Here is a 25,364-nt window from a genome sequence, read left to right on the forward strand (position 1 = left end):
ACTACCGTCCACTTACTCGGAGCCGAGCACCATGAAGCGACGCATCGCCGCTGTCGGAACAGCCCTCGCACTTGGCTGCGGGGCGGCCGTCACCGCCTGCGGTGGGGGCACGAGCAGCACCACCAGCACCGGTTCGGGCGAGGTCGGGGTGGTGTTGCCCTTCCTCACCTCGCCGTTCTGGGAGTCGTACAACTCCTACATCCCCAAACAAGCCGCCGCCCAGGACGTTCGCCTGCTTCAGAGGTTGAACTCCAACGCCGATCCGAGCAAACAGATCACCGACATCCAGAATCTGCTCGCCCAGAACGCGAAGGGCCTGGTCGTCTCGCCGCTGGACTCCGCGGCGATCGTCGCCGGGCTGAACGCCGCGCAGCGCAAGGGCGTGCCGGTGGTCGCCGTCGATGTGGCGCCGGACAAGGGCAAGGTCGCGATGGTGGTCAGGGCCGACAACCGTGCCTACGGGGAGAAGGCCTGTCGGCGGATCGGCGACGCGGTGAAGACGGGCAAGGTCGTACAGATCCAGGGCGATCTGGCGTCGATCAACGGGCGGGACCGGTCGGAGGCGTTCAGTGCGTGCATCAAGAAGAACTACCGGGGCATCAAGGTGCTGAACATTCCCGCCGCCTGGAACGCCGAGAAGGCGGCGGCCGGTCTGGAGGCGCTGTACACCGCCAACTCCGATATCAAGGGCATCTACATGCAGGCCGGCGGGGTGTATCTGGCCCCCACCCTGAGCACGCTGCGGCGGCACGACGCGCTGGTGGCGGCCGGTAACCCCAAGCACATCGTGATCGTCTCCAATGACGGCATCCCGCAGGAGCTGGATGCGATCCGCAAAGGCCTGATCGACGCGACCGTCTCCCAGCCGGCCGACCAGTACGCCAAATACGGCATCTTCTACATCAAGCAGGCGATGGAGGGCCAGACCTTCCAGCCGGGCCCGACCGACCACGACAGCACCATCGTCCGGCTGCCCAGCGGAATCCTGGAGGACCAGCTCTCGGCACCGCTGGTGACCGAGGGCAATGTCGACGACGCGTCGCTGTGGGGCAACCAGATCGGCAAGAGCTCCTGATCGCCGGGGAGACCGTCTCCCCGGGAGCCGTCTCCCCGGGTCCCAGGAAGCGAGACCGCGATGAACCAGACGCCACTGACCGAACCCCGCGCCGATGGCGCCGGCCGCCGCGCGGTGGCCGAGGCCCACGGGATCCGCAAGCGCTACGGGCCCACCGTGGCCCTGGACGACGTGCGGATCGCCGTCCGGCCCGGTGAGTCGCACGCCCTGGTCGGCCGTAACGGGGCCGGCAAGTCGACCCTGGTGGCCATCCTGACCGGGCTGCAGCGGCCGGACCGGGGCGTTGTCCTCTTCGACGGCGAACCCGCGCCCGGCCCGGCGGACCGTGAGGCGTGGCAGCGGCGGGTCGCCTGCGTCTACCAGCAGTCGACGATCATCCCTGACCTCACTGTCGCCGAGAACCTGTACGTCAACCGACAACCCACGGTTCACGGCCAGGTGATCAGCTGGCGGCGGATGCGCTCGGCGGCCCGCGAGCTGCTGGACGAATGGGGTGTGGAGGTCGACGAGAACGTGCCGGCCGGCGCTCTCACCGTCGAGGACGCCAAGATGGTGGAGATCGCGAGGTCGATCTCGCGCGGAACCCGGTTCATCATTCTGGACGAGCCGACCGCACAGCTGGACAGCCGGGCGATCGACCGCCTGTTCACCCATGTCCGGCGGTTGCAGCGGGCCGGGATCACCTTTCTCTACATCTCCCACCACCTGGAGGAGATCTACGCCGTCTGCCAGGTCGTCACCGTCTTCCGGGACGCCCGCTGGATCACCACGGCACCCGTGGGCGAGCTCGGCAGGACGGAACTCATCGAGGCGATGACCGGAGAGCGGGGCGCGGATGCGGTCCCCGGCTTCGGCGCGATCCGGTCGCAGCCGGCGGACGCGCCCGTGGCCGTACGGGTGCAACGGCTGAGCGGCCCGCATTTCACGAACGTCAGCTTCGCCGTCCGGTCCGGCGAGACGGTGGGGCTGACCGGGCTCGCGGGCTCCGGGAGCCATCACGTCGCCGAGGCGCTGGCGGGGCTGTACCGGCCCGACAGCGGGCGGATCGAGGTTCTCGGCCGTCCGACGCGGCCGGGCAGCGTCACCTCGGCGCTCGCGGCGGGCGTGGGCTGTGTGCCGCGCGACCGGCATCACGAAGGGCTGGTACCGCAGCTGTCGGTGGCCGAGAACGCCTCCATGACCATCATGGACCGGCTGGGCCGGCTGGGCGTGATCTCGCGCCGGGCCCGGGACGTCTTCGCCCGGCGGACGATCACCGGTCTCGACATCACGACGGACGGCCCGGACCAGCCGGTCAAGGACCTGTCGGGCGGTAACCAGCAGAAGGTCGTCATGGGCCGGGCGCTGGCCACCGACCCGAGGGTGCTGGTGCTCATCAATCCGACGGCGGGTGTCGACGTGAAGTCCAAGCGGGCACTGCTGTCGGTCGTCGACCGGGCCAGGGCCGCGGGACGCGCGGCGCTCGTCGTCTCGGACGAGCTGGCGGACCTACGGACCTGCGACCGCGTCCTGGTGATGTTCAACGGCTCTCTCGCCGCCGAGTACACCGTCGGCTGGACCGACGAGGAACTGGTGGCCTCGATCGAAGGGGTCAGCACCGGCCATGAATGACACCGCGCAGAACGGCCCGACGCCCGGCGACGGACCGGATAGAGCGGATAAAGCAGACAGAGCGGATGGAGCAGACAGGGCGGACGGAGTGGACAGGGCGGTCCGCCGCCCCGTTCGCACGATCGCCCTGGGCCGGATCCGCGACCTGGCGCTGCTGCCCGCGGTGCTCCTGCTGCTGGTCATCGGTGCGGTCGGCAACGAGAGCTTCCTCGCGCGGGACAACCTGCTGAATGTGCTCAGCGCCTCCTCGGCGCTCGGGCTGCTGGTGCTCGCCGAGGCTATGATCCTGATCAGCGGCAAGATGGACCTCTCGCTGGAGTCGATCGCGGGGCTCGCCCCGGTCCTCGGCTTCATGGTCGTGATCCCGGCCGCCTCGGCGGGTTTCGGCAGCGAGTTGCCCACCTGGTTCGGCCTGCTGGTCATTCCGCTCACCGGGGCGCTGATCGGGGCCGTGAACGGTCTGCTGATCGTCAAGCTCCAGCTCAACGGCTTCATCGTGACCCTGGCGATGAACATCGTGCTGCGCGGAGTCCTGGTCGGCATGGTGTCCGGCCAGACCCTGTTCGACGCCCCCGCCGCGTTCTTCACCCTCGGGTCCGACAACTGGCTCGGCGTCCCCGTCTCCGTGTGGGTGACCGGCGCCTGTTTCGCCGTCGCCGGGTGGGCGCTGCGCCACCACCGGCTGGGACGTGCGGTGTACGCGGTGGGCGGCAACGCTCCCGCCGCGCGAGCCGCGGGCATCCGGGTCGACCGGGTGGCCTGGGGGGTTCTGGTCATCGGCGGGACGCTGGCCGCGCTGGCCGGTCTGGTGATCGCCGGACGGGTCGGGGCGATCAACGCCAACCAGGGACAGGGCCTGATCTTCACCGTGTTCGCGGCTGCTGTCATCGGTGGCATCAGTCTGAACGGCGGCAAGGGGTCCCTGGCCGGGGCGCTGCTCGGGGTCCTGCTGCTGGGCATGTTGGAGAACCTGCTCACCCTGGCGCAGGTGTCGTCCTTCTGGATCCAGGCCATCTATGGCGCGATCATCCTCGTGGCGCTGATGATCGCCCGGCTCACCACCGGCGAGGGGCAGGATTAGGGCGAGGTCCGAGGTCCGAGGTCCAGGGGTGGTCCGCGTGGGGCAGCGCCGGGTGATATGTCATAGAATCGTCCATATGCCATCCGCCAGATGGGACGGCTGTGATGATGCTCCCCAGGGAGGTAACACCGGACGGAACGCATGGACCGTTCGAGATGGCGAATGTGGCTGCTGCGGTGATCGACGCGAAGGGCGCGGTCATCGGCTGGACGGGGGCCGCTGAGCGGCTCCTGGGATACGGCGCGGCGGAGGTCCTCGACCGCTCCGCCGCCACTCTGCTGGCGCAGCCCGAAGACGCGTCACGGGCGGCCGAGGTCGCCGAGGAGTGCGGGACCCGGGAGAGCTGGGGCGGCCTGGTGGGCGTCCGGCACCGCGACGGCCACCGTCTTGAGGTCGGGCTGCGGGTGACCGCGATGTCCGACACCGACGACCGCAGGGCCTGGCTCGTATCGGCGATCGATGTGTCGAAGTCCCCGACCTGGGCGGTCAGCGGAGAGGTGCTGGAAGGTTTCCTCACCCGCTCACCGCTCGGCATGGCCGTGCTCAGCCCGGACCTGCGGTACGTGTGGATGAACGACACCCTGGAGCGCTACGGCGGTGTCCCGCGCGGCGAGCGGCTCGGGCGCCGGATGTCCGAGTCGTTGCCGGGCCTGAACACCGACGCGCTCGAAGCGCAGATGCGGTGGGTGCTGGAGTCGGGCATGCCGGTCATCGACTTCGAGTACCGGGGCTGGACCTGGGCGGATCCGCACGAGGAACACGCCTACTCCACCTCCTTCTTTCGGCTCGACGACCCGGACGGCAACCCGCTGGGCGTCTGCTACATGGGCATGGACGTCACCGACAGATGGCGGGCCCGGGAGCGCCTGGCACTGCTCAGCGAGGCCAGCGCCCGTATCGGGGGCACGCTGAACGTGATGCGGACCGCCCAGGAGCTGGCCGACTTCTCGGTGCCGAGGCTCGCCGACTTCGTGACCGTCGATCTGCTGGAAGCGGTGCTGCACGGCGACGAACCCGGTTCGGGGCCGGCCGACAGCGCGTATCTGGTGCGGCGTGCCGGGCAGCAGTCGATCCACGAGGGCTGCCCGGAGTCGGTGATCGCCACCGGCGACTCGATCGACGCACCCAGGTCCTCGCCGTACTTCGAGAGCATGGCCAACGGCACCGCGGTGCTTGAACCGTTCCTGGACCCGGCCACCACCGCGTGGGTCGCCAAGGACCCGGCGCGGGCCAGGAGCATCGCGGAATTCGGGATGCACTCGGTGATGTGGGTGCCGCTGTCCGTGCGCGGCACCGTGCTGGGGGTGGCGACCTTCATCCGGATGGAGCATCCGCAGCCGTTCGAGGAGGACGATCTGCTGCTCGCCGAGGAGCTGGTCAGCCGGGCCGCGGTGTGGGTGGAGAACGCCCGCCGCTACACCCGTGAGCATGCCGCGGCGCTGGCCCTGCAGCGCAGTCTGCTCCCGCAGGGGCTGAACGGTGGGGCCGCCATGGAGGTGGCCTCGCGCTATCTGCCGACCGACGTACGGGGAGGGGTGGGCGGCGACTGGTTCGATGTGATCCAGCTGTCCGGCGCCCGGGTTGCGCTGGTCGTCGGTGATGTCGTCGGACACGGCCTCAACGCCGCGGCGACCATGGGCAGGCTGCGTACCGCCGTACAGACGCTCGCTGACATGGATCTGCCGCCCGATGAGCTGCTGGCCCACCTGGACGACCTGGTGATCCGCCTGACGGAGGAGAAGGGTGGCGACGACGAGCCCATCGCCACCGCGGTACTGGGCGCCACCTGCCTCTACGCCGTCTACGACCCGGTCACCCAGCTGTGCACCATGGCCCGGGCCGGACATCCGCCGCCCGCCGTGGTCAGCCCCAGCGGCAAGGTCACCTTCCCCGACCTCCCGTCGGGCCCTCCGCTGGGCCTCGGCTCGCTGCCCTTCGAGTCCGCCGAGATATCCCTCCCCGAGGGAAGCCTGATCGCCCTCTACACCGACGGCCTCATCGAGACCAGCGACCAGGACATCGACGTCGGGCTGTCCCGCCTCAGCGATGTGCTCGCGCAGTCCGGCCTGCCGCCGGAGGAACTGTGCTCGGCGGTCGTGAACAAACTGCTGACCGGCCCGCAGACCGACGACGTCGCTCTGCTCCTGGCCCGGCCGCATGCGCTGGGCGCCGACCGGGTCGCCTCGTGGGACCTGCCGACGGATCCGGCGATCGTCTCGAGCGCCAGGGAGCTGGCCGTCCGCCAGCTCCTCGGATGGGGGCTGGACGACCTGGTGATGACCACGGAACTGGTGGTCAGCGAGCTGGTCACCAACGCCATCCGGCACGGCACCGCACCCGTCAAACTGCGCATGATCCGGCATGACAGGTTGATCTGCGAGGTGTCCGACGCCAGTAACACCTCGCCCCGGATGGGCCATGCGCGGACCACCGACGAAGGCGGCCGGGGGTTGTTCCTGGTCGCCCAGCTGACCCGCCGCTGGGGTACGCGCTACACCCAGGCCGGAAAGATCATCTGGGCCGAGCAGGACCTCCCGGGGCGGGCGGGCAACGGGGGCGGGCGCTGACGGCCAGGGTGCTGACGGCCTGGGTGTTTGAGAGCCCCTCTTCGGCGGCGCTGTCACAGCATCGCCCGAACCCGTTTTCCGCAGGTGAAGGCTCTGGGCGAAGGTATTCCTGACGCACGGCGGGGCGGGCAACGTGCTCGGCGCGCTCTCGCGGGGCAGTCCCAGCAGCGGATCGACGTGGACGGCGCCCCCGACCAGAGGGTGCGCCGACGCGCTGGTCACGGCCACCGGCGATCCACACCCGTTTTCCGTCGCTTCCGGCGGTGAACGGGTCGGGTCGCGGACACCTGGCCGATCCTGCCGGGCCCTCCAGCCGTCCCCGCCCGGCGACGGCTAGTGCAGGGACCGCATAATCGCTCGCGTGAGCGATCTGCCCGTTCCCGTTCCCCTTCCCTCCGCAGCCGCACCTGCGGGTGCTCCCGCCTGGCTGTCCCACGACGCCCTGCGCTGGGCGGAGCCCCGTTTGCCGCGCTGGGCGGAGCCCCGGTGGCCGGCACTGGCGCTGCTGGTGACCGTGATCGCGGCGATCGTCCTGGAACCGGAGCCGTCCTGCACGGTGGCGGTCCCGTGCGGGCCGGACTGGCTGGGCATGATCCAGATGGGCCTCGCCGTGGTGCAACTGCTGTGGTACTTCCGGCTGCCGGAACTCACGCTCGTCTCGGGACCGGTGCTGGCAGTCATCGTGGCGGTGGAGGAGTTCCCTCAGGCCGGGACCGCCGATGCCGCCAACGCCGCGGTGATCGCCGCCCTCGCCTTCGGCTGGGCCGCGTCCTGGCAGCGGCTCGCTCTTCGGCGGCGGCAGCGGCGCCTCGCCGAACAAGCCGCCGCAGGAGCACGGCACCCGCTCCCCGAAGGCATCGGTCCGCTGCGGCGAGGAGTCGTCCCGATCGTTGCCGGGCTCGTGCTGTGCGCCGTGGCCGGTGTGGCGGTCGGGCTCGGCCTGCGGGGCGTTCACGAGGACGAGCAGCGGGCCGCGAAGGCGGAATCGGTGTCGGCCGTCGTCACCGGCCATGGCGAGGACACGCTGCGCGTCCGCGCCTCGGACGGCTCGAAGCGCACCGTCGACGCCGCCTACCCCGACGACTACGACACCGACAGTGTCGTGACGCTCCTGTCCGACGGCGACTGGAACCGCCTGGCCGCCGAGCCGTACGACGCCTTCGGCTGGCAACTGCTCGTCCTGGCCGCCGGGTTGTCCGGACTGACGCTCCTCGCCGTCGGCGCCCTGGCCCGCCGCCGGGCCGCCGCGCTGCGCCGTGCGCCGGTTCCCGTACTGCGGATACTGCAACGCGTGGACCACAACGCCGACACCTGGATCTACGCCGCCGACGACACCGCCGGCCGTACGCCGCTGCTGCGCTGCCTGGCCTACCCGGTCATCGACGACAGGGCTGGTGAGAACGATCCCCCTGACGCCGACGCCGACGCCGAAGCCGAAGCCGAAGCCGAAGCCGAAGCCGAAGCCGAGAACGAGAACGAGGAGGAGGATGAGGATGAGGACTGGCCCGATGTCGACACCCGGCTGCGGGAGGCAGTGCTGTATGGGCCGCCCTGTGACGCGGGCGAGTTGGTGATCGTCACCGCCAACTGGGACGGGGACCCAGTGGTCCTGCTCACGGCCGGGCCGGTGCGGTTGCCGAAGGGCGGACAGGGGCCAGAGCTCGAATGGCCGGTGGAGGATGCCGTCGAGTAGCGGGATCCGGAGCTGGTGGAGCGGATCGCGGCGTCGATGCGGCCGGTCGGCCGACCGGTGCGCTGGGGACCGGGTGTGTTCACCCGGTGCGTGGCGGTGCTCGGCGCGGTGTTCGTCGCGGCTGTTATCCAGTTCGCCCTGGACGACGTGGGGGCGTTGACGCCGGGATGGCTGGCGATTTTCCTCAACTGGCGTGTCACCGCCGACCGTTCGGGGCTGTGGCTGGCCGGGGCGTACAAGGTCCGCCAGGTGACCTGGGAAGAGCTGCGCGCGGTCGGCTGCACCGGCGGTGCCCTGGAGATACGCCGCGTCGACGGGAGGACGTGGGCGCCGTCCCTGGGTTGGCCCTGGATGGAACGCCGGCTGCGCCTGCGCCCGTCGTACGTGAGAGCTGCGGAGGAGATCTCCGCCATGCACGCCCACCCGGAGCTCCGCCCCACCGAGGAGAGCCCGGACCGCGACCACGGCCTCCCGCTCGGCCCGCTGCTGACGGTGCTCTACGTCCTCTGGGCGGCCGCCCTCCTCATCCTGTGACCGGGGAGCCGGCACCCGGGCGTCCCGCATAAGCTCGGGGGCGGCGGGGCAGGCTGACTGCCGGGCGTCGCGGGCGAGGGGACTGGTATGGGCGAGGTGTTCTTCCGCAGGCTGAGCCGGTGGCAGGCCGATAGCGACCGGGAGGAGCTGGCGGACCTGCACGTGGCTGCCTACGAGGAACCCGCGGGCGAGGAATACCGCAACCGGGAACGCTTCCTGGCCCGACTCGCGGAGGATGTCCAGCGGCCGGGCTTCGACATGGTGGTGGCCGACGACCAGGACGGCGACGACGACGAACCCGCGGGGGTGGCGTACGGGTATCCGCTGCACCGTGACGGCTCGTGGTGGCGGGGATTCGTCGGTGCGGTTCCCGACGAGGTCGAGGAACTCACTGCTTCCGGGAAGGTGTTCGCCATCACCGAGTTGATGGTGCTGCCGGAGCACCGCCGTCGCGGGATCGCCGGCCGCCTCCAGGAGAGGCTGCTCTCCGCCGGCGACGCGGAACTGGTGGTCGTACTGCTCGACTCCGCCAACACGGGGGCGCGGGCCGCGTTCCGGGCGTGGGGCTGGGACGAGCTCGGTGAACTCCGGCCGGGTGCCGGGGGGTTGGTCCTCCAGGTGCTCACCCGGGCACTGCCGGGCTGAGCTCCAGCTGCGCCAGGGCGAGTCTCCCCGGCGCAGCTGTCGGCTCCGCGAACTCAGATAAGCGTGACGGTCGACCGGACACCGGTGGCGGGCTCCCCGGACCCCACCACACCGGTTGTGCAGCGTGTCCGCATCACCGACGGCCGCCTCACCCTGGAGACCGAGGTCGACGACGATCGGCCTGCTCGGCGGGATCGTCGGCGCGGCCCTGGGCATCGCCGTCGTGGTGGGTGTTGGCGTGTTCAAGGAGTGGACCCCGGTCCTGGACCTGAACCTCGCCCTCGGCGCCCCGCTCGCCGGAGCCCTCGTCGGCCTGCTCGGCGGTCTCTACCCGTCGCTGCGCGCGGCCCGGATGGAACCGGTGGACGCGCTCCGGGCGCCTTCCTGAGCCGCCGGCGGAAGGGCGGCGAACAGTCGGACGACGGACAGTCGGACGACGGACAGGATGGTCATGTGCCCGGCCGGATGTTCGGTGCGAAGCGGGCCAGGGCGACGGCCTCGATGGCCGCGATGACGTTGTACGCGAGTGCGGACACGGCGGTGAGGACCGCGACCGAGGCCCAGAGGTGGTCGTAGTCGAAGAGGGAGGAGTCCTTGAGCATGGCGTAGCCGAGGCCTTGTCCGGTGGAGAGCCATTCGGCGAGCATCGCGCCGATCAGGGCCCCGGGGACGCCGACGCGGGCACTGGCGAAGAAGGCGGGGACGGCGCTGGGCAGCATGACCTTGCGGGCGATGGTCCAGTCCCCGGCGCCGTACGCGCGGCACAGGTCGGCCGCCTGGCGGGAGGCGGAGCGCAGGCCGAAGGTCATGGTGACCAGGGCGGGGAAGAAGACGATCAGGCCGCTGATGACGGTGGTGGCCATCAGACCGCGGCCGAAGACGAGGGTGATGAGCGGCGTCATCGCCACCAGGGGCACGGACCGCACGACGACCGCCATCGGCAGCAGCGCCTGCTCGACGCTCCGCACCAGGACGAAGACGACCGCCACCGCCACCGCCGCCACCAGCCCGGCGACGAAGCCGAACCCGGCGTCGAGCAGTGTGCGGCCCAGACCGGAGGAGACCAGGGAGCGGTGGGCGCCCGCGTCCGCGCCCGTGAACAGGTAGTGGAAGATGTCGACCGGTGACTTGGCCACCAGCGGGTCCAGGTCGTAGATCTGCAGGAAGACGATCCACAGGACGATGACGGCCGCCATCGTCACGACCACGTTCAGCAGCGGGCGCAGCACGCCCGCCGCGAAGCGCAACGCGGGGGCCGTTCGTGTCTGTGTCGCGGTGCTCATGCGCCTGCGCCTTCCACTGTCGTCGTGCGCGACCACGGCAGGGCGTAACGGGCGACGAGCCCGACCGCGCCGTACGCCACGCCTGCCACCGCGCCCGAGACCAGGGCTATGCCCCAGGTGCGCGGTACGTCGAGCTGCTGCTGGGCGATGGTCATGGCGATGCCGAGCCCGCTGTCGACGCGGCCGAGGTACTCGCCGATGATCGCGCCGAGCAGCGCCGCCGGCCCGGCGATCCTGAGCGCGGCCAGCGTGCTGGGCAGCGCGGCGATCAGACGGACCCGCAGCATCTGCTGCCAGCGGCCGCCGCCGTAGGCGCGTACCAGGTCAAGCGAGGCCGGATCGGCCGAGCGCAGCCCGAGCAGCGCGCCGATGAGGGTGGTGAAGAAGACCGACAGTCCGGCCATCGCCGACATCGGCTTGTCTCCGTCCAGGACGAGCGACAGGATCGGGCCTATCGCGACGATCGGCAGGCAGTAGGAGGCCACCGCGATCTGGGTGACCACCCGCTCCAGTACGGGCACCAGCAGCACCAGCACCGCCAGGCCAAGCGCCAGCGCGTTGCCGAGCAGATACCCGGTCAGGGCCTCGCCCACGGTCTGTGTGACATGCGGGCTGTAGAAGGTCCAGCCGTCGTCGAACACACTCGCCACCACCGCCCAGGGGGTGGGTACGCCGTCCCCCGGGCCGAAGACCGTGGTGGACAGCAGCGACCACGCCCCGATCAGAGCCGCGAGGCCGACGGCCCCGCCGGTCCAGGAGGAGCGCCGGGCACTCATGACGCCTCCGCCGCGAGCCCGGCGGCGTCGGTGTCGGTGTCGGCGGGGGTGTCGGCGCGGCCGAAGAGGAGTTCCGACAACCGGTCGGCGTACGCGTGGAACTCGGCCGAGCGCATCATCTCCGGGGTACGCGGCCGGGGCAGGTCGATGGTGACGACCTCCACGATCCGGCCGGGCCGGGGGGACATCACGGCGACGGTGTCGCTGAGCAGCACGGCCTCGTTGACGGAGTGGGTGACCAGCAGGGTGGTCACCGCGCGGGCCTGCCAGATGCGCTGGAGTTCGAGGTTGAGCCGCTGGCGGGTCATGTCGTCCAGGGCGCCGAACGGCTCGTCCAGCAGCAGCACCTTGGGGTCGACGACCAGCGAGCGGGCGATGGCGACGCGTTGCCGCATGCCGCCGGAGAGCTGGGCGGGGCGGGCCTTCTCGAAGCCTTCGAGGCCGACCAGCCTGATGAGGTCGGAGATCGCCGCAGGGTCGGCCTTGATGCCGCTGATCTCCAGCGGCAGCCGTATGTTGGCGGCGACCGAGCGCCACGGCAGCAGCGCGGCGTCCTGGAAGGCGATGCCCAGGTGGTGCCGTTTGCGGGCCTCCTCCGGGTCCTCGCCGTGCACGAGCGCCGTACCGGAGGTCGGGCTGTCGAGCCCGGCGAGGATCCGCAGAACGGTCGACTTGCCGCAGCCCGACGGCCCGAGCAGCGCGAGGAACTGGCCCTCGGTCGTGTCGAGGTCGACGCCGGCCAGTGCGGGGACGCGCTGTCGGCCGAGCTTGAACTCCTTGCTCAGCCCGCGCAGGGACAGCCCGGTGCCGGCACCGGACGCGGACGGTGCGGGGTCGTCGGGTGCTTCGGGAACAGCGGCTGCGGTACTCATCAGTTGGCGACCTCGGTGTGCGGTGTGCGGTGTGCGGTGTGCGGTGCGGGTACGGGTGCAGGTACGGGTAGGGGTACGGGAAACCGGTACCGGCGGGCCGACGGGGCCGCACTGGTACCGCCGGAACCTCAGACGAGGCTGGGGTCCTCCTTGTAGACCTCTTCGAGGATCGAGAGGTCGAAGAGCTTGTCGGCGGTGATGTCGAGGCCGCCGTACTTCAGCGTCTTGACGTTCTCCTCGATCAGCTCCGGTGTGACCGTGAACAGGCCGCTCTTCCTGGTGTCGGCGCTCACCATCAGCTTGCTCTCGTCCTTGGACTCGAGGGTCTGCTCCTCGGTCGTCAGCCCGAGCCCCTTGCCGTAGGTCTCGGCCGCGAGCTTCGCACCGAGACCCGGGTCGGCGATGTTCGCCTTCCAGCCCTTGATCTCCGCGCGCAGGAACGCCTTGAGCAGGTCGCGCTGATCGTCGATGGTTTCCTGGCGGACGCAGTAGGTCTCCGAGACCAGCGGGTAGCCGGTGTCGGCGAGCAGCATCGTCGAGACCTTGAAGCCCTTCAGACGCAGCGTGTTCGGCTCGTTGGTCACGAAGGAGAACCAGCCGTCCACGGTGCCCTGGGTCAGGGGCAGCGGGTCGAACTGCACCGGCACCTTCGTTATCTTCGACTCGTCCAGCCCGGTGGCCTTGACGTACGCCGCCCACACGGACTCGTTGCCTGCCTGGACGCCGATCTTCTTGCCGTACATGTCCTCCGGCTTGGCGATCGGGTTCTTGGCCATCGACATGATGCAGAACGGGTTCTTCTGGAACTGGGCGCCGATGATCTTCAGCGGCGCGCCCTTGGCGACGGCGGCGCCGGTGATGTCGGGGGCGCTGATCGCGACGAGTGCCTTCTTGGTGACGACGTCCGTCTCCATCGGCGTCGCGGACGGGCCGCCGCCGATCAGCGTGACCTTCGAGAAGCCCTCGTCCGTGTAGTAGCCCTTGCTGTCCGCGATGTAGCTGCCCGCGAACTCGACGTTCTTGATCCAGGACAGCCGAAGCGTCAGCTCACCGAAACTCTTGCCACCGGGGGACGAGGAGGACGGGGAGGAGGATGAGTCGGAGCCGCCGCATGCGGCGAGCAGCGGGCCGCCGAGCAGCACGGCACCGCCCAGCTGCAGTCCCCGTCTGAGGAAGAGACGGCGGTCGGTCGCGGCGAACGCTCTGTCGTCACTGCTCGTACCTCTGGTCATGGCGCGAGTTCCTTTCACTGGCCGGGTGGGAGCCGGCTCATGGCGGACATGAAGAACATGGATGGAGCGAGGCCCGGACACTGCCGGGCCGTTCTCCGGTCGGGCGGCCACCTGGGGCCGGAGGCCGAGGAGAGGTTCGGGGGTGCGGCCGCGGGAGCGGCAGACGCCCGCGGATGGCCTGCTCGCAGGAGTTCCTCCTGGCGCGGCCGGAAGGCCTGGCAAGCACTCATGAGGCGTGCATGCCAGGATGACGGCGTAGGAGAGGTGCGTGGGAAGAGCGTGCGTCGGCAGGCCGGTCCGGGGAGGGACACCGCGAAACCGCGGACCGGGCAGGACTCCGGCCGCGTCAGCGGTACGAGGTCAGCCGGGAGCACCCTCGGACGTCGGATGTGAGCCGTGCGCCACGCGTCCGCGCGTCCAGGCCGACTGATGGACACGGCACCGGAGGTCCGTGCCGCGCTCGCTGACAAGGCTCATCGCGCTTCCCTCCGTGCTCGGTGCCGACTGTCTGCCGCCGGACGACCAGGCCGAGAGTGACGCACGTAGATTGCCCATCCGTTCCGCGTTCGTTTCTTACGGATTCCATGACCGGTTTTGACCCGGGTTGCCGACCCGGGTCAGCGTCGGAAGGTGAACTTCCGAATCGCGGTCAGGCAGGGCATAGGTTTTTTGCGGCCTGGAGCTGCTGAGCCTGGCCGCCTGGCGGATCGCGCCCCTTACGGAGACCCGCGCGGCGTTGCCCGGCGTCCCGGGACCAGTGGCATACGTACATCCCCGACGCCTCGTACCGCGACGTCTGCCCCGTCGAGGAGCACCTGGGCGGGTTGGGACGCGGGCGGCTTGCCGTGCACGGCGGCCACGACGTGTCTGTGCATGCCGTGAATCAGGTCACCAGCTCCGCCCTGCATCCTCCGCCCTCCGCCCTCCGCCGCCCGGCCCACCCGTGGGGCGGGCGGCGGAGGTGCGCTCAGCCCCTCGCCAGCCCCTTGAGCAGTAGTTCGACCAGTCGCCGCGGGTCGTACCGGGCGTCACTGTCATGGCCGATGCAGAGGTTGCCGATGCCGCGCATCAGCTCGTAGGCCTGTGTACCGGGCGTACCGGGCCTGATCTCGCCGGCCTCGACCGCCGCGTCCAGCAGCTGTGCGCAGACCGGTACCAGGCGGTCGAGGAAGTAGGCGTGCAGTGCGTCGAAGCCGCTGGTGTCCGACTGCATCGCGTTGGCGAGGCCGTGCTTGGTGACCAGGAAGTCGACGAACAGGTCGACCCACTGGACCAGTGCCGTGAGCGGTGAGCCGGCGCCGGCCAGCAGGGCCGGCCCGGCCTCTGCGCAGGCTTCGACCTGGTGGCGGTAGACGGCGACGACGAGATCCGCCCGCGTCGGGAAGTGGCGGTAGATCGTCCCCATCCCGACGCCCGCTCGGGCCGCGATCTCGCGGATGGGCGCGTCGACACCGGAGGTGACGAACACTGCGGCGGCGGCGGTCAGCAGCGTCTGCTGGTTGCGCTGGGCGTCGGCCCGCCTGCTCCGGGCAGGCACTTCCCCGGACTGGCCTGCAGGTTTCACCACGCTGTTCTACCTCCGGCTTCTCCACCTTTGACAAAGCGGAACAGTGCTCCGTATCGTAAACGGAGCAACGTTCCGCTTTCGCGTTTCAGTGTAAGGGAAGTACGTGTCATGAGCGAAACACCCGTCCTCTCCATCGCTCCGGTAGTGCTGCCGACCCCCGACCGGCCAGTGGACCTGCGGATACGGGTCTCCGCTCCCATGGCCGGGGACGAACTGCCCGTCATCCTCCTCTCGCACGGCCAGGGTTACTCCAACAACCTCTCCTCGCTGAACGGTTACGCCCCCCTCGTCAACTACTGGGCGGCGCACGGCTTCGTCGTCATCCAGCCCACCCATCTCAGCTCGACGACGCTGACCCTGCCCTCCGACACCCCCGGGGCGCCCATGTACTGGCGGTCACGCGCCGAGGACATGACGCGCATCCTCGACCGGCTCGACGAGATCGAGGCCGCCGTCCCGCAGCTCGCCGGGCGCCTGGACCGGGGCAGGGTCGCAGTGATCGGGCATTCGATGGGCGGGCACACCGCGAGCCTGCTGCTGGGCGCCCGGCTCGCCGACCCGGACGACGGGGCGGAAGTGAACCTGACCGAGCCCCGGATCAGGGCGGGCGTGCTGCTCGCCGCGCCCGGACGGGGAGGCGACGCCCTCACCCCGCACGTCACGGAGAACTGGCCCTTCTTCTCGACCACGGACTTCTCCCGCATGACGACACCCGCGCTCGTGGTCGCCGGCGACAAGGACGCCTCCGCCTTCCTGACGGTCATGGGCCCGGACTGGCACACAGACCCCTACGTCCTCGCCCCGGGCCCCAAGTCCCTGCTCACGCTGTTCGACGCGGAGCACGGCCTCGGCGGTATCTCCGGATACGACGTCGCCGAGACCACGGACGAGAGCCCGGCCCGGGTGTCCGTGGTCCAACGGCTCACCTGGGCCTACCTCCGCACCGAGCTCTACCCCGGGGACCCCGCCTGGCAGACGGCGCGCGACGAACTGGCGGCCGGCTCCGACCCGCTCGGGCAGGTCGAGTCCAAGTGACCAAGTGACCCACCTTCACGACGCCCTCCGCATCTTCACCACGATGTCCGAGGAAGAAGCAGCAGCGCGCATCAGGTTCTCCTGCTCGCGAAGCAGGTTCTCGTATTCGCCGTACGACTGTACCGAGTCCCGCCGTCGAACAGAGGGGCACGAGAAGCTCAGCAGCGGATCAGTACAGGCCCCTGTACGCCTGCCAGCCTGTCGCGATCCTCGTGCGGGCGCCGAGCGCCCCCTTGCCGTTGCCGGAGTTGCGCCACACGTTGCCGGCCGTGTCTCGGGAGACGATGTCCGCCTTGGCGTCGCCGGTGATGTCGCCGACGCCGATGACGGTGTTGTAGTTCGAGCCCCAGCCGGTGGCGACCTTCACCCGGGCCCTGAAGCCGCCGGTGCCGGTGCCGTCGTACCGCCACAGGATGTTGGACTTGTCCTGGGCCAGCAGGTCACCGCGGCCGTCGCCGTTGAAGTCGCCGACGCCGACGATCTTCTTGTAGCCGGACCAGTTCGCGGCGATGCGCACCCGTGCCGACAGCTTGCCCGCACTCGTGCCCTTGTAGAGGAACAGCTCGCCCGTCGACGCCTTGCGCGCGATCAGGTCCGGGCGGCCGTCGCCGGTGATGTCACCCGGAGAGGTCAGCAGGTTGTACTGGTTCCAGCCGGTGCCCAGGGAGGTGTGCGGGGTGCCGGTGAGGAAGGCCTGCCCACGCATGGTCCGGTACGCCCGCAGTTCGCCGTTGCTGAACCGTACGAGGATGTCGTTGCGGCGGTCGCCGTTCAGGTCGCCGAACGGGACCGGCGTCACTGAGGAGGGCCAGCCCGAGGCCGCCATGGCAGGGCCGAAGGTGCCCTTGCCGGTGCCGGGCCGGTAGCTGATGACACCGGATGACGAGAGGGTGAGGATGTCCCCGATCCCGTCGGGCGCCCAGGTGCCGCTGTTGGTGAAGTCGCGGCGTACGGCGGCCCCGGTGGACACGTTCACCGCCTGCGACATCGTCAGCGCGGCGCCGGACCGGTCGGCGGGCCGCGCTGTCAGCTTGAGCGTGTACGCGCCGTTGGGCACGAGCGCACCAGCGGTGTCGCGGAGGTTCCACCGTGCGGTCAGGTTGCCGTCCACCTCGCCGCCGGTGAGCGTACGCACCACGGCGCCGGTGGCCTTGCTGGTGAACGTGGCCGTCCAGGAGGAGGCGGGCTTGGAGAGCAGTCCGCGCCACTGCCACCACGGGTTGGTGCTCGCGCTGCTCTCCCAGGCGTTGTCGGTCACCTCGGACTCGGTGACGGCGAGCGGCTGGGCGGCGACCCCGCTGGGCACCAGATGGATCCGGTGGTCCGCGTCGACGTAGGCCGCCGGTCCGCCGAACTTGTCGACGGTCCAAGTCACCCCGCGCAGGCTGGAGTTGCCCACCGCCAGGTCACCGATCTTCCGGGTGGCCGCGCTGCCGTCGGCGAAGTCGGTGAGGAGGAGGGCTCCAGCCGAGGTGTCGTGGCGTACGAGATAGCCGTCGCCGAGCAGCGCCTCGCCGGACGGGACGGGGATGTTCTTCTTCGCCGTACGGTCCCAGACGCCGGCGGAGGCCGTCGGACCGCAGGACCAGTAGATCCAGCGGCCGACCGCCTGCAGTTCCTTGGGGATGCAGGGGGCACCGGTGTTGACGGAGTCGGTGGTCTTGCCCGTCTTCAGGTCCCGGGCGTTGACGTAGCCGTTGGCCGTGCCCGGGGTCCACAGCCTGGTTCCCCATACGGAGGCGGCGGTGACGGAGCGGGTGAGGATCGGCTTGAGGTCGGTGTAGACGCCGAGGTCGCCGACGTACTGCTTGGCGGGGGAGGAGCCGTTGACGATCGCGTAGCGGCCGGTGATGTCGAGAACGGTTCCGGCGGCCGAGGGGTTGAAGAAGGTGCCCGCGTCGTCGGCGTTGTCGATCGACCCGACGCGTGACCCGGGCCCGTTGGGGGTGGGGTCGGCGGTGAACATCACCGCGCGCCCGTCGCCGGTGGAGTAGGGGCCCGTCCTTCCGAAGCCGTCCCACATCCGCCAGGTTGGTGTGCCCGGCGAGTAGGACGTCCCGGTGGTCGAGACTCGGCGGGTGTAGAAGGCGCCCATGAAACTGCTGTCGGCCTCCTCGGTGGCCAGGTTGCCGTTCTGCAGCGACAGCCGGTCGATCTTGGCGATCATCGGAGGGACGACAGTCGTCTGCGACACTGTCGGCGCGCCCGCCCCTGTGTCGGCGACCTTCCGTACCGCCCAGTGCCCGGCGTCGGCACCGCCCGCGACCAGCAGGCCGCCGTCGGGCGCCGGGGTGACCGAGGTGTTCGCGTGCCGGAGCAGGGTGATCGGGTCACCGCCTGCCAGCGGAACGGCCATGAGCTGTTCGCCCGACATGTCGACGAAGTCGTGCGGGTCCGAGGGCACTGAACGGGCGACCACGAGCCAGCGTCCGGCGATGCCCAGGTAGGGGGTGCCCTCGGTGCCGGGCAGCCTCACCGTCGTCTCGGCGGCGGACAGGTCGGCGCGGTTCAGGACGTGGGCGGTCGGGCCGGACGCGTACCAGACCAGCCGGTCCGCGCTCAGTGCGACGGCCGTCGGAGCGGCGGACACCGTCACGTCGCCGACGACCTTCGCTGCGGCCAGGTCCACCAGCGCCAGGTGCCGCTTGTATCCGAGCGTGTAGCTGATGACGGCGGTGCCGCTGTCGCCGCCCAGGACCGTGAAGTTGGCGGTGATGCCGGTCGGCCAGCCGTCGACGACCGTGCCCTCGGCGGGCGCTCCGTCGCCGTACAGCCACAACACCCGGTTGCCGTCGGCGTCCTGAGCCTGGGTCAGCACGTGTCCGCCGTACGTGGCCATGTACCGGCCGTGGGTGATCGCGACGTCCGTGCTGGTACCGGCGGCCATGTCCCGCAGGACGACCTTCTCGGTGGGCGAGACGACATCGGCCACGGTGTCGGCCGACGAGCCGAGGTACGCCGGGAGGTCGAGCCGGGCGAGGGCGCCCAGTTCAGTCGTCGTACCGGTGTCGTACGACGTCCACAGATAGCCCGAACTGCCTTCCTGGGCGTGCAGATAGCCACTCGCGCCGGCGGCGTACAGGTGGTCCCCGCGCGGGACGTACCGGTCCGACTGGAAGACCGTGTCCGCCGCGACGGCGGTCTCCGCGCCGGCCGGGACGGAGAGCGGACCGGGACCGGCGGTCACGGCGAGTACGGCGAGCGCGGCTATGACGCCACGGGCGGCGGTACGACGGGCCAACGCGGGGCCTCCTGGGCAAGGAAGAGCAGAAAGCGTGGCGGGACGACCGCGGTCACAGCCGCGCGTCAGTGGTACTGCGGATGATCTCCAGCCCCCCGGCTGTCCCCCATGCAAGGCGCCCCAAAGCTAACAGCAGCCCCATATCCATCAGAACCAGGTACCGGTCAAACAGCACCACGTACCGGTCAAAGGCTCCGTTCGCCCCGTTCGGCTCGCTCGACAGTCCGCGCCAGGATTCCCAGCGTGGCGCGCAGCGCCGACTCCTGGAGGATGGGGAAGACCCCGGCGGCCCGGTACCGCTCGTGGATGCGGCTCCAGTCGTAGTACGAGGTCACCTCGGTGCCGTTCGCGGTGGGGCGGAGGCGGTAGCCGAAGTGGTGGTTGACGGAGGGCTGGAAGTCGGGGGACGTCGGGGTCCACTCGATGAGCGTGTCCTGCTCGAACCGGGTGATCTCCACGGTGACGTCGTAGCGGCCCATCGGCCGGTCGTTCAGCGCCTCGCGGTCCATGTGGACGACGAACGAGTCGCCGGCCGCGCGCACGGCGTCGCCGTCGGCGGCCTGGAGCATGCCCGAACTGTCGATCGCCACATGCCCGTCGGGGTCGCAGAGGAGGCCGAATATCCGGGTCGCCGGTGCCGCGATGGCACGGGTCACCTCGAACCGCTCCACCTGATCCGCCTGATCCGCTCGCTCCGACTGATCGGCTCGCTCCGTCTGCTCCGCTGTCATGACTTCCCCGCTCACTCTCGTCGCTGCTCGTGGCCGCGCGAAATCCTAGTCGCCGGCCCGGTTGTACCTGGCGGCGACCAGCGCGATGTCGTCCTCCGGGTCGGCGGGAGCGACCTGGTCGAGGACCTGGTCGAGGAGGTCCTCGGGGGCCGGGCAGCCGCGGACGCGGGTGAGGCGGCGCAGGGAGGCGTCGATGTCCTCGTGTCGGCGTTCGATGAGGCCGTCGGTGTAGAGGAGGAGGGTGTGGCCCGGCTCGCAGGGGGCCGTGAAGGAGACGTACCGGCTGTGCCCTGTGCCCAGGGGCGGTCCGGGTGGGACGGGGAGGAGCGTGGCCCGGCCGTCGGGCTGGAAGACGACGGGGGGCAGATGGCCGGCGCTGGCGTAGGTGCAGATGCCCTTGGCGGGGTCGGCGATGGCGATCACGCAGGTCGCGGGACGGTCGGCGGCCGTGGTGTGCAGCAGGTGGTCGAGTTCGAGCAGGATGCGGTCGGGGCCGGGTTCACGGGCGGCGACCACGCGCAGCATCGCCTGGTAGCGGCTCATCGCGACGGCGGCCTCCAGTCCGTGGCCCATCACGTCGCCGAGAGCCAGCAGCGTACGTCCGTCGTCGAGGGCGACGGTCTCGAACCAGTCCCCGCCGACGAGCACGCCCCGCCCGGCGGGCCGGTAGCGGTAGGCGACGTCGATGTCCGGGTGCGGGCGGCCCGGCTCGGCCAGCAGGGCGCGCTGCAGCTGCACGACGGCGTTGTGCTCGGTGGTGTAGCGGCGGGCGTTGTCGAGGCTGATCGCGGCCCGGCCGGCCAGGTCCTGGGCGATCACGGCGTCGGTCTCGTCGAACAGGGGAGAGCCGCCCGCCCGGATCATGGTGACGGTGCCCACGTCGTGGCCGCGTGCGGTCAGCGGCACGACCAGGGCGGAGTGGATGCCGGCGGCAAGGTAGGCGGAGACGTCCCCGGTGTGGGCGGCGGCGCGGCCGATGTCCTGCTCGTCCATCAGGTTGTCGATCACCGGACGCCCGGCCGCCAGACAGCGGACGACGGAGGAACCTGGCTTGTGGTCGACGTACTCGCCGGGCCGGGCCAGTGGCCGCATCACGGTCTCCAGCTCGGGCACCGCCGCCAGCGCCACCCGGCGCAGCCGCAGGGATCCGTCGCGGGGCGCCCGGCTGGTGCCGTGTTCCGGGAGGACCTTCACGGTGGCCGAGTCGGCGAGCTTCGCCACCAGGAACTCGGCCAGCTCCTGGCAGGTGGTGTCCATGTCCAGGGTGGTACCGACACGGGTGGCGGCCTCGTCGAGCAGGGCCAGGCGCTCACGGGCCCGCTCCAGCTCCCGCTGCTCCTGCCGGGCGGCCGAGATCTCCAGCACGATGCCGACGATCCCCAGGGTTCGGCCGTCCTGCTTCAGCCGGTGGTAGGCGCCGTGCCAGTAGCGGCGTTCCAACGGGGAGTCGGCCTGGGTGTGGCCGCTGGAGATCGTCTCGCGGGGGATACCGTCCGCGATGACGGCACGCAGTACGTCCTCGCGGGCCTCGACCCCCGGGACGACCTCGGCGACGGTACGGCCGAGGTGCTCGGCGGCCGGTACGCCGTTCATGTGGGCCAGGGTGGCGTTGACGTACCGGAAGCGCAGCTCGGTGTCGAGGACGGCGATCGCCGCGGGCGTCCCGTCGAAGAGCTGACCCAGCAGCTCGTGCACCCGCGCCGACCAGGCGTGCCAGAAGGCCGGATCGCCCTCCGGCGGCGCCACACCGGTGGCCTCGCTCTCGCCCTTGCCCGCGCTCTCGTCGCCGGCCCGCTGCCGGTCCACCCCAGCATCCGATCACGGGTCGGCGGGTAGCGCACGCGGGGGCGCGGCTGCGGCAGGACTTCCCGCTTCAGCGAAACTCGTGCACTACCTGGATCTCGCCGACAATGTGGGCGTTGAAGTCGTCCAGCTCCTCGGCCGGAACCCAGAGCTCGAGGATCGTCTGCCCCCCGGCCTGCTGGACGGGATACCGGCCCAGGAACTCCGAGTCGACCTCGAACCGGGTGACGAAGCCGGCACCGTCGTGCTTCACGTTCCAGTCTCGCGCGATCTTGATCGCGTAGTCCTCGTTGAGGACGGGGTAGAAGATCGGCTGCTCGGGGAGCCGAGGTGGCCACGCACGCCAGTTCAGATCACGGACCAGGTCCAGTTCCTTGGGGCCGGTGGGGCGCCACAGGGTCGTTGTCGCTTGCCGGCTGGTCATATCTGAGGGTTAGCTCCGCGTGGAGAGGTCGAACTCCCCGGCCTTGGCGCCGGCCAGGAAGGCCTGCCAGCCGTCGGGGGTGACGGTGAGTATGGGGCTGGCCTGGTCCTTGCTGTCGCGTATGGCTCGGCTGCCTACTGCTGTGGGAGCCACCTCCAGACAGTTGCCTTCCTGCATGGAATGCGATGACTTCCGGAAGGGGCCTATGAACTGGGTCACGTTGCGTCTTCCTTGCTGGTCCGCAGGACGCGCCGGATGAGCTTCGCACTCGCGTCCGGTGTCAGTGCTGACGAGCGTAGTAGGTCGTACGCGTTGGCGTAAGCCGCCAGATCTTCGGGACTCTCCAGGTGCACATGCAGCGCTACCCGGCGTGCATGTGACCGAGCGTCAGGGGTACTCCGCCATGCCCGAACCCACCTCACTCCAGCCCCGCCCCGAGTCCAACCAAGCCACCACCTTCCGCCTCCCCAAGCACCCCAGAAACGTCCCCGACGCCCGCGCCCAGGTCCGCAAGGTCCTCGCCGACTGGGGTCTGCCCACCGAACTCGCCGCCGACGTCGCCCTCGTGGCCACGGAGTTCGTCAGCAACTCCGTACGGCACTGCGAAGTGACCTTCGCCCTGATCGAGGTGACCCTCACCCTCCATGGCAGCCAGCTCCTGCTGGAGGTCTCCGACCCCGACAAGGAGAAGCTCCCCGCACCCCGTGCCGCCGGCCAACACGACGAGAACGGGCGCGGATTGGCCGTGCTCGCGGCACTCGCCGGGCAATGGGGATGCGACCTGCGCCGGTTCACCAAGTGCTCGTGGGCCACCTTCCCGCTGCCGGAAGTCGCCCCCGCATGTTCCGGTTGACGGCCCGACTGGTCACCCAACCCGCCTCCGTACTCCGCCCCCGCCCACCAAGCCCACCAGCCCCACCCGAACTCACCCAGCCACCACGCACCCGTACGTCTGGACGCTGCCCAGCCCCCGCGACGCCCGCTGGCGACGCTGGCACCGGCACAAGAACCCGACCGACCTGCTCCTCCCCGACGAGGACTGCTGGCAGCAACCACCACCCCGACCCCCGAACTGGACGACGACCGACAACGTCGTACGCCTCTACGTCCTCCAGGCCCTGAGCGAGGAGTGCTGACCTGCGTGTTTGTAGGCACTTCTTTGGGCACCACCGCACGGACCAGAAGTGGCTCCACGGTGTACGAAGTTGATCTGGCTCCACCGTCGGTCGAAGGATCGGTAGAGCGGTGGCAGACGTCGGTAGGGTGGCCTGTTGTGGACGCGGGGGCAGGAAACGAGATGGTTGCGGTCCCGTCGGGACAGGTGACGCTGTCGGACCGGCGGACGCAGAGCAGTTGGCCGGTCGAGATCGCACCGTTTCAGATGTCGGCGTTCCCGGTCACGCAGTCCTGGTTCGCACAAGTCACGGGCCGACGGCCGAGTAGCGCCCAGGGTGAGCGGCTGCCGGTTGAGGGCGTTTCGTGGTGGGACGCGGTCCAGTTCTGTAACACCTTGTCCCGGCATGAGGGGCTGACGCCCGCGTATCACCTGTGCGTCGACGCCGAGACGACCGAGTGGGACACCTCCGCAGACGGGTACCGGTTGCCGACCGAGGCCGAATGGGAGCACGCCTGCCGTGCGGGCACTACTGGCCCGCGGTACGGCCAGCTCGACGAGGTTGCCTGGTACCAGGGGAATTCCGATGAGCGGATCCACTCTGTCGGCGGCAAGCAGCCCAACGCCTGGGGCCTGTACGACATGCTGGGCAATGTGTGGGACTGGTGCTGGGACGTCTACGACGCCGAGGTGTATGGGGCCTACCGGGTGCTCCGTGGTGGTGGATGGGCCGACGAGCACTGGAGCTGCCGGGCGTCGGTGCGGCGGCGCAGCCACCCGACCTTCCGGATCGACGACGTGGGATTTCGCATCGTGCGCTCCACATCATTGCCTCGGCCTGTTTTCGCAGGGTCATGATCGGCAATGAGAATGGGGCCACCTCTACCGGGTGACTTCTGCCGTGGTCTGCATGAAGCCGTGTGTCCGTGCGGTCGGAAGCGGGTCGGGTGGATGGGTTGGGGGGGTTCCCGGGGTCCCTCTGGGCTGTGTCCCTGACAGGCATGGCTTGGCTTGGCTTGGGTGGCCCCGATCTTGCGTGTGAGCCTTGGGCCCTTGTTTGCACCGAGTTCGCGGACGGGTCCGCATATCGATCCGGCGGTAGCGTGATCGTCATGACGGCTGAGGGCGAGGCGCTGTTCGGCGGGATGGCGAACGCGGGGGCGGTCTTCCGCCGGGGTGCGCTGGTTGAGCGGCCGGCGCCGCGCAACGCACGCGCCCTGCATGCCTATCTCCTCGCGCTGAAGGAGCACGGCTTCGACGCGGCGCCGGCCCCTGTCGGTCTCACCGCGGACGGCCGTGAGCAGCTGACCTTCATCCCAGGCGACGTGGCTTTGCCACCCTTCCCGAACTGGGCGATGACGAAGGCTGCTCTCGAATCGGTGGGGAGCCTGCTGCGGCGCTTGCATGAGACCAGCGCGGCCGTGGCGGTCGACACCCATGCCGAGTGGCCCTGGGACCTGGCCGACCCGGAGGGGGGAACGATGCTGTGCCACAACGACGTGTGCCCGGAAAACGTCGTCTTCCGCGACGGCCATGCCGCTGCCCTGATCGATTTCGACTTGGCGGCCCCGGGCCGCCCCCTCTGGGACATCGCCATGACCGCACGCTATTGGGTGCCCATGCTCGATCCCGGATCCGCAGCTGCCCTCCACCCCTCCGGGCTGGATGCGCCCGCACGGCTGCGGATCCTTGCCGACAGCTATGGCCTCTCGGCGGGGGACCGCACTGAGTTGCCCGGCGTCATCGAGCAGGCGACGGAGGTTTGCCGGGCCTTCGTTGCCCGCCGCACGGCCGACGGTGACCCTGTCTATCTCCAAGCGCTGGCCGAGCGTGGCGGATGGGAACGCTGGGACCGTATGCAGACGTGGCTGGTGGACCACCGCAAGACGTTCACGACTGCCCTGCTGAACTGACCGGACCGGACGTTCGAGGCCAAAGGTCCGCGACTTCAGCCGAGCCGGGTCGGCAACCCTCCACACACCTGTCGGGGATGCGTGACGGAGGTCCACCGAGGCTTCGAAACTACCGCCAACAACCCCCACCCGGGCCAGCGGAACCACCCAATCGAAGTGGGGCCAAA

22 protein-coding genes are annotated in these 25,364 nt (G+C 70.2%); 12 read left to right on the top strand and 10 right to left on the bottom strand.

The window, feature by feature from the left end:
- Positions 1 to 31 precede the first annotated feature (31 nt).
- From OG734_RS27540 to OG734_RS27575, 8 genes are all read left to right on the top strand, one after another.
- Positions 32 to 1,075 carry a sugar ABC transporter substrate-binding protein gene (locus OG734_RS27540; RefSeq protein WP_330290169.1) on the top strand — a complete coding sequence of 348 codons (1,044 nt, stop codon included), beginning with the start codon at positions 32 to 34 and terminating at the stop codon, positions 1,073 to 1,075.
- 60 nt (positions 1,076 to 1,135) lie between these two features.
- Positions 1,136 to 2,686, top strand: a complete 1,551-nt coding sequence (locus OG734_RS27545; RefSeq protein ID WP_330290170.1) for a sugar ABC transporter ATP-binding protein — start codon at positions 1,136 to 1,138, stop codon at positions 2,684 to 2,686.
- 88 nt (positions 2,687 to 2,774) lie between these two features.
- The gene (locus tag OG734_RS27550; protein WP_330290171.1) at positions 2,775 to 3,767 is read left to right on the top strand and encodes an ABC transporter permease; all 993 of its coding nucleotides are present in this window, start codon (positions 2,775 to 2,777) and stop codon (positions 3,765 to 3,767) included.
- Positions 3,768 to 3,871: 104 nt separating this feature from the next.
- Positions 3,872 to 6,334 carry a SpoIIE family protein phosphatase gene (locus OG734_RS27555; protein WP_330290172.1) on the top strand — a complete coding sequence of 821 codons (2,463 nt, stop codon included), beginning with the start codon at positions 3,872 to 3,874 and terminating at the stop codon, positions 6,332 to 6,334.
- Between the two features lie 361 nt (positions 6,335 to 6,695).
- The gene (locus OG734_RS27560; protein WP_330290173.1) at positions 6,696 to 8,027 is read left to right on the top strand and encodes a hypothetical protein; all 1,332 of its coding nucleotides are present in this window, start codon (positions 6,696 to 6,698) and stop codon (positions 8,025 to 8,027) included.
- A 15-nt stretch (positions 8,028 to 8,042) separates the two neighbouring features.
- Positions 8,043 to 8,561, top strand: a complete 519-nt coding sequence (locus OG734_RS27565; protein WP_330290174.1) for a hypothetical protein — start codon at positions 8,043 to 8,045, stop codon at positions 8,559 to 8,561.
- An 87-nt stretch (positions 8,562 to 8,648) separates the two neighbouring features.
- A complete protein-coding gene (locus OG734_RS27570; protein ID WP_330290175.1) occupies positions 8,649 to 9,206 on the top strand; it encodes a GNAT family N-acetyltransferase in 558 nt (185 codons plus the stop codon).
- Between the two features lie 124 nt (positions 9,207 to 9,330).
- Positions 9,331 to 9,594, top strand: a complete 264-nt coding sequence (locus tag OG734_RS27575) for an ABC transporter permease (RefSeq protein WP_330290176.1) — start codon at positions 9,331 to 9,333, stop codon at positions 9,592 to 9,594.
- Positions 9,595 to 9,655: 61 nt separating this feature from the next.
- Here OG734_RS27575 and OG734_RS27580 read toward each other — a convergent pair whose 3' ends face one another.
- From OG734_RS27580 to OG734_RS27600, 5 genes are all read right to left on the bottom strand, one after another.
- A complete protein-coding gene (locus OG734_RS27580) occupies positions 9,656 to 10,489 on the bottom strand; it encodes an ABC transporter permease (protein ID WP_330290177.1) in 834 nt (277 codons plus the stop codon).
- A complete protein-coding gene (locus tag OG734_RS27585; protein ID WP_330290178.1) occupies positions 10,486 to 11,265 on the bottom strand; it encodes an ABC transporter permease in 780 nt (259 codons plus the stop codon). Before OG734_RS27585 ends, OG734_RS27580 begins: the two co-directional genes overlap by 4 nt.
- A complete protein-coding gene (locus tag OG734_RS27590) occupies positions 11,262 to 12,137 on the bottom strand; it encodes an ABC transporter ATP-binding protein (protein WP_330290179.1) in 876 nt (291 codons plus the stop codon). The genes OG734_RS27585 and OG734_RS27590 overlap by 4 nt, the downstream gene beginning before the upstream one ends.
- A gap of 128 nt (positions 12,138 to 12,265) precedes the next feature.
- Positions 12,266 to 13,369, bottom strand: coding sequence for an ABC transporter substrate-binding protein (locus OG734_RS27595; protein ID WP_330290180.1), 1,104 nt, complete (start codon positions 13,367 to 13,369; stop codon positions 12,266 to 12,268).
- A gap of 967 nt (positions 13,370 to 14,336) precedes the next feature.
- The gene (locus OG734_RS27600) at positions 14,337 to 14,933 is read right to left on the bottom strand and encodes a TetR/AcrR family transcriptional regulator (protein ID WP_443065107.1); all 597 of its coding nucleotides are present in this window, start codon (positions 14,931 to 14,933) and stop codon (positions 14,337 to 14,339) included.
- A gap of 111 nt (positions 14,934 to 15,044) precedes the next feature.
- Here OG734_RS27600 and OG734_RS27605 point away from each other — a divergent pair, with 111 nt between their 5' ends.
- Positions 15,045 to 15,971, top strand: coding sequence for an alpha/beta hydrolase family protein (locus OG734_RS27605; protein WP_330290182.1), 927 nt, complete (start codon positions 15,045 to 15,047; stop codon positions 15,969 to 15,971).
- A gap of 169 nt (positions 15,972 to 16,140) precedes the next feature.
- Here the strand turns inward: OG734_RS27605 and OG734_RS27610 are convergent, their stop codons facing one another.
- The 5 genes from OG734_RS27610 to OG734_RS27630 all read right to left on the bottom strand — a co-directional run bounded on the left by OG734_RS27610 (position 16,141) and on the right by OG734_RS27630 (position 22,389).
- Positions 16,141 to 19,212 (bottom strand): FG-GAP-like repeat-containing protein, encoded by a 3,072-nt coding sequence (locus OG734_RS27610; RefSeq protein ID WP_330290183.1) that lies wholly within the window; start codon positions 19,210 to 19,212, stop codon positions 16,141 to 16,143.
- Between the two features lie 185 nt (positions 19,213 to 19,397).
- Positions 19,398 to 19,943, bottom strand: a complete 546-nt coding sequence (locus OG734_RS27615) for an SRPBCC family protein (RefSeq protein ID WP_330290184.1) — start codon at positions 19,941 to 19,943, stop codon at positions 19,398 to 19,400.
- 45 nt (positions 19,944 to 19,988) lie between these two features.
- Positions 19,989 to 21,749 (bottom strand): SpoIIE family protein phosphatase, encoded by a 1,761-nt coding sequence (locus OG734_RS27620; protein ID WP_330290185.1) that lies wholly within the window; start codon positions 21,747 to 21,749, stop codon positions 19,989 to 19,991.
- A gap of 67 nt (positions 21,750 to 21,816) precedes the next feature.
- Entirely contained in the window at positions 21,817 to 22,170 is a 354-nt protein-coding gene (locus OG734_RS27625) for a hypothetical protein (protein ID WP_330290186.1), read from the bottom strand.
- 9 nt (positions 22,171 to 22,179) lie between these two features.
- Positions 22,180 to 22,389, bottom strand: a complete 210-nt coding sequence (locus tag OG734_RS27630; RefSeq protein WP_330290187.1) for a DUF397 domain-containing protein — start codon at positions 22,387 to 22,389, stop codon at positions 22,180 to 22,182.
- A 184-nt stretch (positions 22,390 to 22,573) separates the two neighbouring features.
- On the opposite strand from OG734_RS27630, the gene OG734_RS27635 reads away from it, so the two are divergent.
- The 3 genes from OG734_RS27635 (at position 22,574) to OG734_RS27645 (ending at position 25,197) form a co-directional block, all read left to right on the top strand.
- On the top strand, positions 22,574 to 23,023 hold the full coding sequence (locus OG734_RS27635) for an ATP-binding protein (RefSeq protein ID WP_330290188.1): 450 nt from the start codon (positions 22,574 to 22,576) through the stop codon (positions 23,021 to 23,023).
- Positions 23,024 to 23,467: 444 nt separating this feature from the next.
- Positions 23,468 to 24,142, top strand: coding sequence for a formylglycine-generating enzyme family protein (locus tag OG734_RS27640; RefSeq protein WP_330290189.1), 675 nt, complete (start codon positions 23,468 to 23,470; stop codon positions 24,140 to 24,142).
- A gap of 254 nt (positions 24,143 to 24,396) precedes the next feature.
- A complete protein-coding gene (locus OG734_RS27645; protein WP_330290190.1) occupies positions 24,397 to 25,197 on the top strand; it encodes an aminoglycoside phosphotransferase family protein in 801 nt (266 codons plus the stop codon).
- The last annotated feature ends 167 nt before the right edge of the window (positions 25,198 to 25,364 follow it).

Source organism: Streptomyces sp. NBC_00576, assembly GCF_036345175.1.
Classification (GTDB): Bacteria; Actinomycetota; Actinomycetes; order Streptomycetales; family Streptomycetaceae; genus Streptomyces.